The sequence below is a fragment of the Streptomyces sp. T12 genome, from assembly GCF_028736035.1.
In the GTDB taxonomy this organism is placed as follows: domain Bacteria; phylum Actinomycetota; class Actinomycetes; order Streptomycetales; family Streptomycetaceae; genus Streptomyces.
On record NZ_CP117866.1, the window covers coordinates 5,397,464 to 5,412,224 of the forward strand.

At 72.5% G+C, this 14,761-nt stretch carries 14 protein-coding genes; 10 read left to right on the top strand and 4 right to left on the bottom strand.

The window, feature by feature from the left end; all coding sequences use genetic code 11:
* Positions 1–26 precede the first annotated feature (26 nt).
* From pdhA to PBV52_RS24255, 6 genes are all read left to right on the top strand, one after another.
* Positions 27–1,163, top strand: a complete 1,137-nt coding sequence (gene pdhA, locus PBV52_RS24230) for a pyruvate dehydrogenase (acetyl-transferring) E1 component subunit alpha (protein WP_274241054.1) — start codon at positions 27–29, stop codon at positions 1,161–1,163.
* The gene (locus PBV52_RS24235) at positions 1,160–2,164 is read left to right on the top strand and encodes an alpha-ketoacid dehydrogenase subunit beta (protein ID WP_274241056.1); all 1,005 of its coding nucleotides are present in this window, start codon (positions 1,160–1,162) and stop codon (positions 2,162–2,164) included. Before pdhA ends, PBV52_RS24235 begins: the two co-directional genes overlap by 4 nt.
* Positions 2,164–3,642, top strand: a complete 1,479-nt coding sequence (locus tag PBV52_RS24240; protein ID WP_274241058.1) for a dihydrolipoamide acetyltransferase family protein — start codon at positions 2,164–2,166, stop codon at positions 3,640–3,642. The genes PBV52_RS24235 and PBV52_RS24240 overlap by 1 nt, the downstream gene beginning before the upstream one ends.
* 67 nt (positions 3,643–3,709) lie before the next feature.
* Entirely contained in the window at positions 3,710–4,666 is a 957-nt protein-coding gene (locus tag PBV52_RS24245; RefSeq protein WP_373921898.1) for an NTP transferase domain-containing protein, read from the top strand.
* Positions 4,663–6,033, top strand: coding sequence for a molybdopterin molybdotransferase MoeA (locus PBV52_RS24250; RefSeq protein WP_274241059.1), 1,371 nt, complete (start codon positions 4,663–4,665; stop codon positions 6,031–6,033). The genes PBV52_RS24245 and PBV52_RS24250 overlap by 4 nt, the downstream gene beginning before the upstream one ends.
* Entirely contained in the window at positions 6,030–7,127 is a 1,098-nt protein-coding gene (locus PBV52_RS24255) for a TrkA family potassium uptake protein (protein WP_274241060.1), read from the top strand. Before PBV52_RS24250 ends, PBV52_RS24255 begins: the two co-directional genes overlap by 4 nt.
* Before the next feature lie 107 nt (positions 7,128–7,234).
* On the opposite strand, the gene PBV52_RS24260 is transcribed toward PBV52_RS24255, so the two are convergent.
* A complete protein-coding gene (locus tag PBV52_RS24260; RefSeq protein WP_274241061.1) occupies positions 7,235–8,083 on the bottom strand; it encodes an ABC transporter permease in 849 nt (282 codons plus the stop codon).
* Positions 8,080–9,135 (bottom strand): ATP-binding cassette domain-containing protein, encoded by a 1,056-nt coding sequence (locus PBV52_RS24265; protein WP_274241062.1) that lies wholly within the window; start codon positions 9,133–9,135, stop codon positions 8,080–8,082. Before PBV52_RS24265 ends, PBV52_RS24260 begins: the two co-directional genes overlap by 4 nt.
* Before the next feature lie 160 nt (positions 9,136–9,295).
* On the opposite strand from PBV52_RS24265, the gene PBV52_RS24270 reads away from it, so the two are divergent.
* Positions 9,296–10,276: an NAD(P)H-quinone oxidoreductase gene (locus PBV52_RS24270; RefSeq protein WP_274241063.1), complete on the top strand. Its 981-nt coding sequence runs from the start codon at positions 9,296–9,298 to the stop codon at positions 10,274–10,276.
* Between the two features lie 30 nt (positions 10,277–10,306).
* On the opposite strand, the gene PBV52_RS24275 is transcribed toward PBV52_RS24270, so the two are convergent.
* Complete coding sequence (locus tag PBV52_RS24275) at positions 10,307–10,969, bottom strand: hypothetical protein (RefSeq protein WP_274241064.1); 663 nt, start codon at positions 10,967–10,969, stop codon at positions 10,307–10,309.
* 106 nt (positions 10,970–11,075) lie between these two features.
* Here PBV52_RS24275 and PBV52_RS24280 point away from each other — a divergent pair, with 106 nt between their 5' ends.
* From PBV52_RS24280 to PBV52_RS24290, 3 genes are all read left to right on the top strand, one after another.
* A complete protein-coding gene (locus tag PBV52_RS24280) occupies positions 11,076–11,246 on the top strand; it encodes a hypothetical protein (RefSeq protein ID WP_274241065.1) in 171 nt (56 codons plus the stop codon).
* A gap of 257 nt (positions 11,247–11,503) precedes the next feature.
* Positions 11,504–12,118 (top strand): PadR family transcriptional regulator, encoded by a 615-nt coding sequence (locus PBV52_RS24285; protein WP_274241066.1) that lies wholly within the window; start codon positions 11,504–11,506, stop codon positions 12,116–12,118.
* 86 nt (positions 12,119–12,204) lie between these two features.
* Positions 12,205–12,747 (top strand): bacterial proteasome activator family protein, encoded by a 543-nt coding sequence (locus tag PBV52_RS24290; protein WP_274241067.1) that lies wholly within the window; start codon positions 12,205–12,207, stop codon positions 12,745–12,747.
* Between the two features lie 103 nt (positions 12,748–12,850).
* Here the strand turns inward: PBV52_RS24290 and PBV52_RS24295 are convergent, their stop codons facing one another.
* Positions 12,851–14,500, bottom strand: a complete 1,650-nt coding sequence (locus PBV52_RS24295) for a protein kinase (protein WP_274241068.1) — start codon at positions 14,498–14,500, stop codon at positions 12,851–12,853.
* Positions 14,501–14,761 lie beyond the last annotated feature (261 nt).

The window sequence follows — 14,761 nt, forward strand, 5'->3', positions numbered from 1 at the left end:
AGCCGCTCCCACGAGGAGGTGCCGTCATGACGGTCATGGAGCAGCGAGGCGCGTACCGGCCATCGCCGCCGCCCGCCTGGCAGCCCCGCATGGACCCCGCGCCGCTGCTGCCCGACGCGGAGCCGTATCGCGTCCTCGGCACCGAGGCCGCCGCGAAGGCCGACCCCGGCCTGCTGCGCCGGCTCTACGCCGAGCTGGTGCGGGGCCGTCGGTACAACGCGCAGGCGACCGCGCTCACGAAGCAGGGTCGCCTCGCCGTGTACCCGTCCACCACCGGCCAGGAGGCCTGCGAGGTCGCCGCCGCGCTGGCTCTGGAGGACCGCGACTGGCTGTTCCCCAGCTATCGCGACACCCTCGCCGCCGTGGCCCGCGGCCTGGACCCCGTTCAGGCGCTGACCCTGCTGCGCGGCGACTGGCACACCGGCTACGACCCGCGCGAGCACCGCGTCGCGCCCCTGTGCACCCCGCTCGCCACCCAGCTCCCGCACGCCGTCGGCCTCGCGCACGCTGCCCGCCTCAAGGGCGACGACGTGGTCGCGCTCGCCATGGTCGGCGACGGCGGCTCCAGCGAGGGCGACTTCCACGAGGCGCTGAACTTCGCCGCCGTATGGCAGGCGCCGGTCGTCTTCCTGGTCCAGAACAACGGCTTCGCGATCTCCGTCCCGCTCGCCAAGCAGACCGCGGCCCCGTCGCTGGCCCACAAGGCCGTCGGCTACGGCATGCCCGGCCGCCTGGTCGACGGCAACGACGCGGCCGCCGTGCACGAGGTGCTGAGCGACGCCGTACGGCACGCGCGCGCCGGCGGCGGACCGACCCTGATCGAGGCGATCACCTACCGCATCGACGCCCACACCAACGCCGACGACGCGACCCGCTACCGCGGCGACTCCGAGGTGGAGACCTGGCGCGGCCACGACCCGATCGCGCTCCTGGAGCACGAGCTGACCGAGCGGGGCCTGATCGACGAGGCCGGCAAGCAGGCCGCGCGCGACGCCGCCGAGGCGATGGCCGCCGACCTGCGCGAGCGCATGAACCAGGACCCGGTGCTCGACCCGATGGACCTGTTCGCCCACGTCTACGCCGAGCCCACCCCGCAACTGCGCGAACAGCAGGCCCAGTTGCGCGCCGAGCTCGACGCCGAGTCGGAAGGGTCGCACCGATGACCACCGTCGCCGTCAAGCCGGCCACCATGGCGCAGGCCCTCACGCGCGCGATGCGCGACGCCATGGCGGAAGACCCCGCCGTGCATGTCATGGGCGAGGACGTCGGCACCCTCGGCGGTGTCTTCCGGGTCACCGACGGGCTCGCCAAGGAGTTCGGCGAGGACCGCTGCACGGACACGCCGCTGGCCGAGGCGGGGATTCTGGGCACGGCGGTGGGCATGGCCATGTACGGCCTGCGCCCGGTCGTGGAGATGCAGTTCGACGCGTTCGCCTACCCGGCGTTCGAGCAGCTGATCAGCCACGTCTCCCGGATGCGCAACCGCACGCGCGGCGCGATGCCGCTCCCGATCACCATCCGCGTCCCCTACGGCGGCGGCATCGGCGGCGTCGAGCACCACAGCGACTCGTCCGAGGCGTACTACATGGCGACTCCGGGGCTCCATGTCGTCACGCCCGCGACCGTCGCCGACGCCTACGGGCTGTTGCGCGCCTCCATCGCCTCCGACGACCCCGTCGTCTTCCTGGAGCCCAAGCGGCTGTACTGGTCGAAAGGCTCCTGGAACCCGGACCGTCCGACGGACGTTGAACCGATTGGCCGCGCGGTGGTGCGGCGCTCGGGCCGGAGCGCCACGCTCATCACGTACGGACCGTCCGTGCCCGTCTGCCTCGAAGCCGCCGAGGCGGCGCGGGAAGAGGGGTGGGACCTGGAAGTCGTCGACCTGCGCTCGCTGGTGCCGTTCGACGACGAGACGGTCGCCGCTTCGGTACGGCGGACCGGGCGAGCGGTCGTCGTACACGAGTCGGGCGGGTTCGGTGGCCCGGGAGGGGAGATCGCGGCCCGGATCACGGAGCGCTGCTTCCATCACCTGGAGGCGCCGGTGCTGCGTGTGGCCGGGTTCGACATCCCCTACCCGCCGCCGATGCTGGAGCGTCACCACCTGCCCGGCGTGGACCGGATCCTGGACGCCGTGGGGCGTCTGCAGTGGGAGGCCGAGAGCTGATGGCACAGGTGCTCGAGTTCAAGCTCCCCGACCTCGGGGAGGGGCTCACCGAGGCGGAGATCGTCCGCTGGCTGGTGGAGGTCGGTGAGGTCGTCGCCGTCGACCAGCCGGTCGTCGAGGTCGAGACGGCCAAGGCGATGGTCGACATCCCCTGCCCCTACGCCGGCGTGGTCACCGCCCGCTTCGGCGAGGAGGGCACGGAGCTGCCCGTCGGGGCGCCGCTGCTGACCGTGGCGGTGGGGGCGCCCGCCTCCGGCGACGAGACCGAGGGCTCCGGGAACGTGCTGGTGGGGTACGGCACCTCCGAGGCCCCGGCGCGGCGCAGGCGGGTACGGCCGACCGCGCCGACGACACCGGCGGGGCAGCCGGCGGGCGTGGCGGCGAACGGTGCCGCCGCGCGCGAGGGCACGGCGACCGCCGAGCACGCCCCCGCCCCGGGCGTCGCGCGCCCCGTCGGCACAGCGGCGGGGCACGGCCCTGTCGGCCACGGCCCTGACGTGGCACCGGCCGACGAGGAGTCCCGCAGCGAGGGCCCCGTACCCGTGATCTCCCCGCTCGTCCGCCGCCTCGCCCGCGAGCACGGCCTGGACCTGAGGGAGCTGCACGGCTCCGGACCGGACGGGCTGATTCTGCGGGCCGACGTGGAGTACGCGCTGCGGGCCGCCGAGGCACACGGACGGACGGCCCAGCCGTCGGCCGAGCCGCACCCGCGCGTGACGCCGACGACCCCGGCCCCCTCCGCTGCCGTCCCGCCCGCGCAGGCCCCCGTCCGCTCCTCCGCCCCCCTCGGCGGCATCCGCACCCCCCTCAAGGGCATCCGCGGCGCCGTGGCCGACAAGCTCTCCCGCAGCCGGCGGGAGATCCCGGACGCGACCTGCTGGGTGGACGCCGACGCCACGGAGCTCATGCGGGCGCGGACGGCGATGAACGCCACAGGTGGGCCGAAGATCTCCCTCCTCGCCCTGCTGGCCCGCATCTGCACCGCCGCCCTCGCCCGGTTCCCCGAGCTCAACTCCACGGTCGACATGGAGGCCAGGGAGATCGTCCAGCTCGACCATGTGCACCTCGGATTCGCCGCGCAGACCGAGCGGGGCCTCGTCGTCCCGGTCGTACGGGACGCACACGCGCGGGACGCGGAGTCGCTGACCGCGGAGTTCGCCCGGCTGACCGAGGCGGCCCGCACGGGCACCCTCACGCCCGCGGAACTCACCGGCGGCACCTTCACGTTGAACAACTACGGCGTGTTCGGCGTCGACGGCTCCACGCCGATCATCAACCACCCCGAGGCCGCGATGCTCGGCGTGGGCCGCATCATCCCCAAGCCCTGGGTGCACGAGGGTGAGCTGGCGGTGCGGCAGGTCGTCGAGCTCGCGCTCACCTTCGACCACCGGGTCTGCGACGGCGGCACGGCAGGCGGTTTCCTGCGGTACGTGGCGGACTGCGTGGAACACCCGGCGGTGCTGCTGCGCACGCTGTGACGGATCCCCCGAGGCCCGCTGCTTCCCCTGCGTTCCCTGTGATCGCGGAGGCACGCATACTCGGGGGGTGACCGCGTACGAACCGCCGGGCGCGCAAGGCGCCGCCGACGCCCAGCAGGAGACCGGGCACGACGTCGCGTTCGACGCCGTCGTGCTCGCCGGGGGCGGCGCGCGGCGGCTCGGCGGTGTGGACAAACCAGGGGTGCGCGTCGGCGGGCGGGCGCTGCTCGACCGGGTGCTCGCCGCCTGCGCCGACGCGCGGTCCACCGTCGTCGTCGCCGACCCCCGCCCGACCGCGCGCCCCGTCACCTGGGCGCGCGAGGACCCGCCCGGCGGTGGCCCGCTGGCCGCACTCGACGCCGGGCTGCGGCGCACCACCTCGGAGCGGGTCGTCGTCCTCTCCGCCGACCTGCCGTTCCTCGACGACGGCACGGTGCGGCGGCTGCTGGCCGCCCTGCACACCACCGGCGCCGACGGCGCGCTGCTCACCGACGCCGACGGCCGCGACCAGCCGCTCGTCGCCGCGTACCGCGCGTCCGCGCTGCGCCGCGAACTGGACGCGCTCGCCCAGGGGCACGACGGCCTCACCGGCCTCCCCCTGCGCCGGCTGACCGGCGCGCTCGGCCTCACCCGCGTCCCCGACCCCGTCGCGTCCTTCGACTGCGACACCTGGGACGACATCGCCACCGCCAGGGCACGCATCAGGGAGCATGGGCACGTGTTGGATGAATGGATTTCCGCAGTCAAGGACGAGCTCGGCATCGAGCTCGACGTCGACACCAAGGTCCTGCTCGATCTCGCCCGCGACGCCGCCCACGGTGTGGCGCGGCCCGCGGCCCCGCTGACCACCTTCCTCGTCGGGTACGCGGCAGCGCAGGCAAGGGGAGGCCAGGGAGGCCCCGAAGCCGTCGCCGAGGCCTCCCGCAAGGCCGCCGCACTCGCCCTGCGCTGGGCGGAGGAGGCCGCCGCCAAGTCCGACGCGGCCCCCGACGCCACGCCCGACACCCGCCCGGACGCCGGATGACCGCCCGCGGTATCCAGGCGGACGAGGACGCCGAGGACCTCGACGTCGAGGAGGTACTCGCCCTCGTGAAGGAACACAACGGCCCCCACACCCCCGGCGACCACGTGCCCGCACCCGGCCAGCACGCCCCGGGCTCCCACAATCCCGACCGCCACCACAAGGCCACCCCCTGGCGCGAAGCCCGCGACACCGCCGCCCGCGCCGCGCGTGCCACCGCCCGGTCCGCCGGCCGCGCTCCCGTCTCCGTCCCCCTCGGCGCCGCGCTCGGCCTCACCCTGGCCGCTCCCCTCACCGCCCTCACCGACCTGCCCTCCTTCGACACCTCGGCGATGGACGGCTGGGCGGTCGCGGGCCCCGGCCCCTGGGACGTAAGGGACGAGGGGGTCCTGGCCGGGCACGCCGAACCCGAGCCGCTCACCGACGGCGAGGCCGTCCGCATCGCGACCGGCGCCCGGATCCCGCCGGACACCACCGCCGTCCTGCGCAGCGAGCACGGCCGCACGGACGCCAAGGACCGTCTGCACGCCACCCGGGAGATCCAGCCCGGCCAGGACATCCGCCCACGCGGCCAGGAATGCCGTAACGGCGATCAACTGCTCGCCGTCGGCACCCTCGTGACCCCGGCCGTACTCGGCCTGGCATCCGCCGCCGGATACGACACCCTCACCGCTGTCCCCCGCCCCCGCGTCGAAGTCCTCGTCCTCGGCGACGAGTTGCTCACCCAAGGGCTCCCGCATGACGGGCTGATCCGCGACGCCCTCGGCCCGATGCTGCCGCCCTGGCTGCGCGCACTCGGCGCCGAGGTCACCTCCGTGCGCCGGCTCGGCGACGACGCCAAGGCCCTGCACAAGGCCCTCACCCGCTCCGACGCCGACCTCATCGTCACCACCGGCGGCACCGCGGCCGGCCCGGTCGACCACGTCCACCCCACGCTGCAGCGCATCGGTGCCGAACTCCTGGTGGACGGCGTCAAGGTGCGGCCCGGCCACCCCATGCTGCTGGCCCGCACCAAGGAGAACCAGCACCTCGTCGGCCTGCCCGGCAACCCGCTCGCCGCCGTCTCCGGGCTGCTCACCCTTGCCGAACCCCTACTGCGCACGCTCGCCGCCCACCCGGCCCCGGAGCCGTACACGCTGCCCCTGAAGGAGGCGGCGCACGGGCATCCGTACGACACCCGGCTCATCCCCGTCGTGCTGCGCGGCGACCATGCCGTGCCGCTGCACTACCACGGGCCGGCCATGCTGCGGGGCATGGCGGCGGCCGACGCCGTCGCCGTCGTACCACCGGGCGGTGTCCGCGCGGGTCAGGAGACCGAACTGCTCGACCTGCCCTGGGCGAGTGCCGGCATCGAGGTGTGTTTCACGTGAAACTTCCGGGCCAGGACGCGATCGCCCGTCGGGCGGACGAGAGGGTCGCGACCTATCGGGTGAAGCTCCCGAAGAAGATCGTGGAGCATCCGTTCCGGCAGGTCGCGAAGCGGGTCGCCCTGGCCCTGGCGCTGCTCGTGGCGACGGCCTTGATCGTCTACGCCGACCACGACGGCTACAACGACAACTCCGACGGTTCCGTCGACCTCCTCGACGCCTTCTACTACGCGACCGTCAGCCTCTCCACCACCGGATACGGCGACATCACCCCCGTCAGTGACGGTGCCCGGCTCACCAACATCTTCGTCATCACGCCCCTGCGGGTGCTGTTCCTGATCATCCTGGTCGGCACCACGCTCGAGGTCCTCACCGAACGGACCCGGGAGGAATGGCGTCTGACCCGCTGGAGGTCCACCTTGCGCGACCACACCGTCGTCGTCGGCTTCGGAACGAAGGGGCGTTCGGCGATCCAGACCGTCTGCGCGACGGGACTGAGGAAGGACCAGGTCATCGTGGTCGACCCGAGCTCCAAGGTGATCGAGGCGGCGGTCGCGGACGGCTACGCCGGGGTCACCGGGGACGCCACACGCAGCGAGGTCCTGAAGCGGGCCGAGGTGCACAAGGCGCGGAAGATCATCATCGCGACCCAGCGCGACGACACCGCCGTCCTCGTGACGCTGACGGCCCGGCAGCTCAACCGCGGCGCGAAGATCGTGGCCGCGGTGCGCGAGGAGGAGAACGCACCGCTGCTGAAGCAGTCCGGCGCCGACGCGGTCATCACCAGCGCCAGCGCGGCCGGACGGCTGCTCGGCCTTTCCGTGCTCAGCCCCGCCGCCGGCATGGTCCTGGAGGACCTGATCCAGCAGGGCAGCGGGCTCGACATCGTCGAACGGCCGGTCATAAAGGCCGAGGTGGGCAGGAGCCCGCGGCAGACGGACGACCTGGTGGTGAGCGTCGTACGCGGGCACCGGGTGCTCGGATACGACGATCCGGCCGTCGGGACACTGCAGTTGACGGACCGGCTCATCACCATCGTGCGGGCGACGCCGGGCAGTCAGGTCGCACCCGATGAACGGCGTCTGCCCCAGGGCTGAAGCCCCGCCCGACTGGTTGGCCGGGCTGCGCGCCCGACTACTTGGGCCCCACTACTTGGGCCCCACTACTTGGGCCCGACTACTTGGGCCCGACTACTTGGGCCTGACTACTTGCGGTTGTACAGCCGCATCGTGATCGGTCCGAAGACCAGCACGAACAGGCCCGCCCAGCCCAGCGACCAGGCGACCTCGTCGGCCGGCCAGTCACCCGCCATCAACCCGCGGACGGCTGAGGACAGATGGGTGATCGGGCTGTTGTTGACGAAGGCCTGCAGCCAGCCCGGCATGGTCTTCGGGTCGACGAAGACGTTGGACAGGAAGGTGAGCGGGAAGATCACCATCATGCTGACGCCCATCACCGACTTCTCGGAGCGCAGCATCAGCCCGAACATCGTCCAGATCCACGAGAACGCGAACGAAAAGGCGACCAGCAGCGCGATCCCGGCGAGCACTCCGCCGACCCCGCCGTCCGGGCGGTAGCCCAGGATGATACCGACGGTGAGCATCACGAGGGAGGCGATGGTGTAGCGCAGGGCATCGCCCAGCAGATAGCCGACCATGGTCGACGGCCGCCAGATGGGCAGCGAACGGAACCGGTCGAAGACGCCCTTCTCGATGTCGGTGTTCACCGAGACGCCGGTGTACATCGTGATCATCACGACCGACATCACCAGGATGCCCGGCAGCAGGAACTGGATGTACTCCTTCGGGGACCCGGCCAGGGCGCCCCCGAACAGGTACGTGTACATCAGCACCATCATGATCGGGAACGCCGTGACGTCGAAGAGCTGCTCCGGCACGTGCTTGATCTTCAGGATCGCCCGCCAGCCGAACGTCATCGAGGCCGACCAGGCGCTGGGCCGCGGTGGCCGCTCCCCGGAGACGAGCAGCGCGGCGAGCGACTCGGCGCTGACGGGGGCGAGTTCCCTGCTCTCGGTCTGCGTCGCGGTACTCATGCCGCCACCTCGTCCTTGTCGTCCTTGCCGGCGTCGTCGCGGGCATCGCGGGCATCGCGGGCATCGCGGGCGTCGTGGGTGTCGTGTCCGGTGAGGGCGAGGAACACCTCGTCCAGGCTGGGCTGGCCCAGCGAGAAGTTGTCGACGGTGATGCCGGTGCGGGCCAGTTCGGCGAGCGCGCGGGCGGCCTGTTCCGCCGCGCCCTGCCCGTTGGCCGCCCCGGAGCCGACGCGCGCGGTGAGGGCCACGGGGTCGGGCTCCAGCTGCACGTCCGCGTCCAGGGTCGTCCGCAGTACGCGCTCGGCCTGCGGCCGCTGTGCGGCCTCCCGCAACCGCAGATGGACGGAACCGGCGCCCACGGATGCCTTCAACTCGCCCTTCGTCCCCTCGGCGATCACCTTGCCGCGGTCGATGACGGCGATCCGGGACGCCAACTGGTCGGCCTCGTCCAGGTACTGAGTGGTCAACAGCACGGTGGTGCCCTGGGCGACGACTGCGCGCACGATGTCCCACACCTGGTTGCGGCTGCGCGGATCGAGGCCGGTCGTCGGCTCGTCGAGGAAGAGCAGGTCGGGGGTGTTGAGGATGGAGGCGGCGATGTCGATACGGCGCCGCATGCCGCCGGAGTAGTTCTTGACCTGCTTTCCGGCCGCGTCCGTCAGCCCGAAGGCCTCCAGGAGCTGCGCGGCACGCTCCCGCGCGGCGGGCTTGCCGTGGCCGAGGAGCCGGCCCAGCAGGACCAGGTTCTCGGTGCCGGTGAGGTCCTCGTCCACGGAGGCGTACTGGCCGGTGAGGCTCACCCGGCCGCGCACCTCGTCGGCCTCACGCACGACGTCGTGGCCGAAGACATGGGCCTCGCCGCCGTCGGGTCGTAGGAGGGTGGCGAGCATCTTCACCGTGGTCGTCTTGCCGGCGCCGTTCGGGCCGAGGACGCCGTAGACCATGCCGGCCGGAACCGCGAGGTCCACGCCGTCGACGGCCCGCGTCTCACCGAACGTCTTCACCAGGCCTGCCGTCTCGATCGCGAGACCGGACGTCGTCTGCGTGCTCATGCTTCGGGTCCTTCCGAGTGGTCCTTCCGCGTTCTTGGACTGCGTATGGGGAGACTTTTACGGTCGCGCAAACTCATCGGTGAGGCACAGGGTTTTTCGACCGCACCCGCCCAAGGACCGAGGGACAGGGGGCCGAAGGCCGAGGAGTAGCGTCCGTGCCATGCATGCGATCACGATTCCCGAACCTGGTGGGCCCGAGGCGCTGGTGTGGGACGAGGTCCCCGATCCCGTGCCCGGCGAGGGCGAGGTGCTGGTCGAGGTGGTGGCCGGGGCCGTCAACCGAGCCGACATCCTGCAGCGCCAGGGCTTCTACAACCCCCCGCCCGGAGCCTCCCCCTACCCCGGCCTGGAGTGCTCCGGCCGGATCGCCGCGCTCGGCTCCGGCGTCTCCGGCTGGTCCGTCGGCGACGAGGTGTGCGCGCTGCTCTCGGGCGGCGGCTACGCCGAGAAGGTCGCCGTCCCGGCCGGCCAACTGCTGCCCGTACCCAAGGGCCTGAGCCTGACGCAGGCCGCCGCCCTGCCCGAGGTGGTGTGCACGGTCTGGTCCAACGTCTTCATGATCGCCCACCTCCGCCCCGGCGAGACCCTGCTCGTGCACGGCGGCTCCAGCGGCATCGGCACCATGGCCATCCAGCTCGCCAAGGCCGTCGGCGCCAAGGTCGCCGTCACGGCGGGCACCCAGGAGAAGCTGGACCGGTGCGCCGAGCTGGGCGCCGACATCCTGGTCAACTACCGGGAGCAGGACTTCGTCGCCGAGCTCAAGAAGGCCACTGACGGCGCCGGAGCCGACGTCATCCTCGACAACATGGGCGCCAAGTACCTCGACCGCAACGTCCAGGCCCTCGCCGTCAACGGCCGCCTCGCCATCATCGGCATGCAGGGCGGCGTCAAGGGCGAGCTCAACATCGGTGCGCTGCTGGGCAAGCGCGGCGCCATCAGCGCGACCTCGCTGCGCGCCCGTCCGCTCGGCGAGAAGGCGGCGATCGTCGCGGCCGCGCGCGAGCACGTGTGGCCCCTGCTGGACGCCGGCCATGTCCGCCCGGTCGTCGATCGCGAGATCCCGATGAACGACGCCGCCGAGGCTCACCGGGTGGTGGAGGACAGCGGGCACGTAGGGAAGGTGCTGCTCGTCGCGCCGTAGGGCCCTCGTCCGACGCGCCGAGGGCACGCCCTAGCCGCGCCGCAGCCGGAGACCGACGAAGGCGAGGCCCAGCCCGAGCCCGATGAGCACCAGCCCGCTGCCGAGGGGCAGGACCTGCAGCATGGGCTCGGCGGGGCCCTCGGCACGCGGGCCAGGCTGCCGTACGGGACGGGCCGACGGGGCGGAGGGCACCGTGGCGGCGTCCCGGGCGGAGTCACCGGCGCCGTCCGGGCTCTCGGCGACGCCTCCACCGTCGTCCTCACCCTCGCCCTCGCCTTCGTCCTCCGGCAACGCCGAGCCCTCGCCCTCCTCGTCGCCCACGCCACCGTCCGGCTCCTCGTCCGCGGCTTCCTGGTCCGCGGCTTCCTGGTCCGCGGCTTCCTCGTCCTCCAACGGCCCCTTCTCCCGCCCCGGCCGCTCCCGCCCCTCACCAGCCCGGCTCCCGGCGCGGGACGGCTTGTCGGAGGGGTCGGGACGGGAGGCGGCCGGGGCGTGTGCGGGAGAGCTGGACGCCGCCCGGGATTCCCTGGCCTCTCCGGGCTTCCTGGCCTCTCCGGGCTTCCTGGCCTCTCCGGACTCCCCGGACGGGGTGGAGAGGCCGGAGGAGGCGGAGGGTGCCCCGGACGGAGCCTCAGCGGCGGAGGAAGGCCGGGACTCGGCGGAGGAGCTGGAGGAGGCCCCGGAGTCAGCCACGGGTGCGGAGGGAGACGCGGCCGCACGGGGGGAGACGGGTCCCCCCGAACCCGTAGATCCGGAGGAAGGCCGGCGCTTGGCCGTGGGGCTGGAGGGAGGCCGGCGCTTGGCCGTGGAGCCGGAGGAGGCCCGGCCGGTGGCGGTGGGCCCGGAGGAATCCCCGGATGCGGCGGCACCATGCGGGCCCTCAAGGCCGTACGACACCCCACTCCCGCACAACCCCACGAACAGCCCCGCCACCAGCACGACCAGCGTCCCCGCAGACCGCAGCGCCTGAAGAGCCCGCACCGCCCGCACGCCCCACCGCACCCCCGGCCGCCCCCCGAGCCGACGCGCAGTACCCGGGACACATTCGGCGGCAGCCGTCGGTGCCGGCCAGGACAAGGTGCGTGGGCCGCCGAAAGCAGCACGCGTCCGCCCCCGCCGCCCCCACGTCATCCTCAGCCATGAAGTCACGGAACCAGCCTCACAGCACCCCACGCACCCGGCATTTCAGACTCCGCCACCCGACCGAATCAGGCGCACAATCCGGTTATGTCGATACGACACGGACTGCTGGCGCTCCTGGAACCCGGCCCCCGCTACGGCTCGCGGCTGCGCACCGAGTTCGAGGGGCGTACGGGCGGGACCTGGCCGCTGAACATCGGCCAGGTCTATACGACCCTCGGCCGGCTGGAGCGGGACGGCATGGTCGTCCAGGACGGCGTGGACGAGTCGGGGCGGGTGCTGTACGCGCTGACGGAGGCGGGCCGCGCCGAGCTGCGGGCCTGGTTCGAGCGGCCCGTGGAGCGGGCGAGCCCGCCGCGCGACGAGCTGGCGATCAAGCTGGTGATGGCGGTCGGGGCGCCCGGCGTCGACGTACGGGAGGTCGTGCAGGCGCAGCGCCGGCATGTGGCCCAGGCCCTGCACGGCCATGTACGGCGGCGGGCCGAGGCGCTGGCGCGGGCGCACGAGCACCCCGACGAGATGGCTCGGCTGCTCGTCCTGGAGCAGCTCGTGTTCCACGCCGAGGCGGAGAGCCGCTGGCTCGACATCTGCGAGGCCCGCCTGCTCCGGCTCACCCAGGCAGGACAGGCAGGACAGGCAGGACAGGCTGGACAGGCAGGAGGGGCCGGAGAGGCCCGAGGGGTCGGAACCGTCGAGGACTGACGGAAAGTCCCGCAACGTAAACGGTGGATCTCTCCCCACGGGGGGCACCACGATGATGAGCTGTACGGGTGCGAGAGAATGGCGGCATGGAGATGCCGAGGAACGAAAGGCCGTCCGAGAACCCCCAGATCCTGGTCGTGGGCCAGGACGGGATGGCGCTCACTGGCGGCAACGGAGACGAGGACTCCCGCGAGATCCCGGTGACGGAGCAGGTCGAGCAGCCGGCGAAGGTCATGCGGATCGGCAGCATGATCAAGCAGCTGCTCGAAGAGGTGCGCGTGGCTCCCCTGGACGAGGCGAGCCGGGTCAGGCTGAAGGAGATCCATGCCAGTTCCGTGAAGGAGCTGGAGGACGGCCTGGCGCCGGAGCTCGTCGAGGAGCTGGAGCGGCTCTCCCTGCCGTTCACGGACGAGGCGACCCCGAGCGACGCGGAGCTGCGCATCGCGCAGGCCCAGCTGGTCGGCTGGCTGGAGGGCCTCTTCCACGGCATCCAGACCACGCTCTTCGCCCAGCAGATGGCCGCCCGGGCCCAGCTGGAGCAGATGCGCCGCGCCCTCCCGCCGGGAGTCGGCGGCCTCGAGGACGGTGAGCAGCGCCAGGCGGGCCGCACGGGCGGGCCTTACCTGTAAGACCCGGTACGTAGGCGCATAGGCCAGATATCTACATATCCACGCAAAGGGCCCGGCAGCGAGTGCTGCCGGGCCCTTTCAGATCAGATCGCGGGTGCGGAGGTCACTCCGGATTGCCCGTCGAGACCGTGAACTTCATCGTCGGCGGGTTCTCCGGGTCGATGTCCGTGCCCGCCTCGGGGGACTGGACCAGCACCGTGCCTTCGCCGTACGTGTTCTCGTTCTTGGAGGTCGTTTCGTACTTCCAGTCGGCGGCCTTGAGGCACTCGACGACCGAAGGCCAGTACTGGTACGAGAAGTCCGGCATCCGCACCTGCTCGGGGTCGAGGTACGACTCCCGCGGCTCGGTGCACGTGGTCGTCTCGACCGTCCGCGAGCTGTCCCCGGCCCGGTATCCGGCCGCCTTCGTGGCCGGCGCCGACGTACTCGTGCCGTCCGCGCCCGGGTCGTCCTCGGTGCCGCCGCCGGTCAGCGTCAGGGCCGCGATCAGGCCGCCCACCGCGACGAGGGAGACGACGATCGAGCCGATGATCACCGCGCGGTTGTTCTTGCCGCCGCCCGAAGTGGTCCGCGGCTGGGGCGAGATGGTGTACGGCGGCGGGGTCGGGTGGCCCGGCTGCGGGGAGTACGCCGCCGGCGGCGGTGTCTGGTAGCCGGGCTGCTGCTGCGGGTAGCCGTACGACGGCGCGGGCGTCCCGGGCGGCGGGGTGCCGTACGGGTTCGGCGCGGGGGTCGGCGCCGAGGCCGGCTGGTACGGCGTCTGGACCGGGCCCCCGGGCGGCGGCGCCTGGCCGACCGGCGGGAACACCGAGGCGCCGACGCCCTGGCCGCTCTGCGTCTGAGAGCCCGGCACGATGCTCGGCGGGGCCGCCTGGAAGGACGCCGCCACGCGCAGGCATTCGTCGCGCATGGACTCGGCGCTCGGGAAGCGCTCGTTCGGGTTCTTCTTCAGGGCGCGGGCGACCAGCGCGTCCACGGCAGGCGGCAGGGCGCGGTTGATCGAGGACGGAGCGACCGGCTCCTCCTGCACATGTGCGTACGCGATCGCCAGCGGCGAGTCCGCCTCGAACGGCAGCCGCCCGGTGACGAGTTGGAACAGCATGATGCCGACCGAGTAGAGGTCGGAGCGGGCGTCCACCCCGCGGCCCAGCGCCTGCTCGGGCGAGAGGTACTGCGGCGTGCCCACCACCATGCCGGTCTGTGTCATCGACGTCACACCGGACTGCATGGCGCGCGCGATGCCGAAGTCCATGACCTTGACCACGCCGCGCTTGTTCATCATCACGTTGCCCGGCTTGATGTCCCGGTGGACCAGGCCCATCTCGTGGCTGATCTCCAGCGCCGCGAGCACATCCGCGGTGATCTTCAGCGCCTTGTCGGCGGGCACCGCGCCGAACTGCCGTACGTCCTCGTCGAAGACCGAGCTGAGCGGCCGGCCCTCGATGTACTCCATGACGATGTACGGCGTCGTCATGCCGTCGACATCGTCCTCGCCGGTGTCGAAGACGGAGACGATATTGGTGTGCGTGAGCTTGGCCACGGCCTGGGCCTCGCGGCGGAAGCGCTCGCGGAACGCCTGCTCGCGGCCGAGTTCGGTGTGCAGGGTCTTGACCGCCACCTGCCGGTCGAGCACGGCGTCGTACGCGAGATGCACCGAGGCCATGCCGCCCTCGCCGAGCAAGTCGCGCAGCTGATAGCGGCCGCCGGCGAGCGCCCGCCCCGCGTACCGGCCCTGTGCGCCGTCCTGGCTCATGTGCTGCGTCCCCCGTAGCCTCTTAGGCGCCTGCGACTGCCGTGGATCGGGTGTTCCCGAGTGATCCACGTGCTATTCCCGGCCAAGTCTGCCCCACGGCACTGACAGGTCAAGCGCGGTGCCCGTTCCGTGACCGTACGCGAAAGAAGCGTCGCGGAAGAGTTACCGGGGCAGTACGGGCGGTACACAGAATTTGCACGAGCGGACGGGGTACCGGTTTGATGGCCGGTCCCTCTCCTTCCGGTTGGGGGCGGCCTTCTC

Excerpts from the sequence above, each read along its gene's own strand:
- PBV52_RS24250 (WP_274241059.1), top strand. The coding sequence starts at position 4,663 with ATGACCGCCCGCGGTATCCAGGCGGACGAGGACGCCGAGGACCTCGAC.
- pdhA (WP_274241054.1), top strand. The coding sequence starts at position 27 with ATGACGGTCATGGAGCAGCGAGGCGCGTACCGGCCATCGCCGCCGCCC.
- PBV52_RS24240 (WP_274241058.1), top strand. The coding sequence starts at position 2,164 with ATGGCACAGGTGCTCGAGTTCAAGCTCCCCGACCTCGGGGAGGGGCTC.
- PBV52_RS24295 (WP_274241068.1), bottom strand. The coding sequence starts at position 14,500 with ATGAGCCAGGACGGCGCACAGGGCCGGTACGCGGGGCGGGCGCTCGCC.
- PBV52_RS24235 (WP_274241056.1), top strand. The coding sequence starts at position 1,160 with ATGACCACCGTCGCCGTCAAGCCGGCCACCATGGCGCAGGCCCTCACG.
- PBV52_RS24260 (WP_274241061.1), bottom strand. The coding sequence starts at position 8,083 with ATGAGTACCGCGACGCAGACCGAGAGCAGGGAACTCGCCCCCGTCAGC.
- PBV52_RS24265 (WP_274241062.1), bottom strand. The coding sequence starts at position 9,135 with ATGAGCACGCAGACGACGTCCGGTCTCGCGATCGAGACGGCAGGCCTG.
- PBV52_RS24290 (WP_274241067.1), top strand. The coding sequence starts at position 12,205 with ATGGAGATGCCGAGGAACGAAAGGCCGTCCGAGAACCCCCAGATCCTG.
- PBV52_RS24270 (WP_274241063.1), top strand. The coding sequence starts at position 9,296 with ATGCATGCGATCACGATTCCCGAACCTGGTGGGCCCGAGGCGCTGGTG.
- PBV52_RS24285 (WP_274241066.1), top strand. The coding sequence starts at position 11,504 with ATGTCGATACGACACGGACTGCTGGCGCTCCTGGAACCCGGCCCCCGC.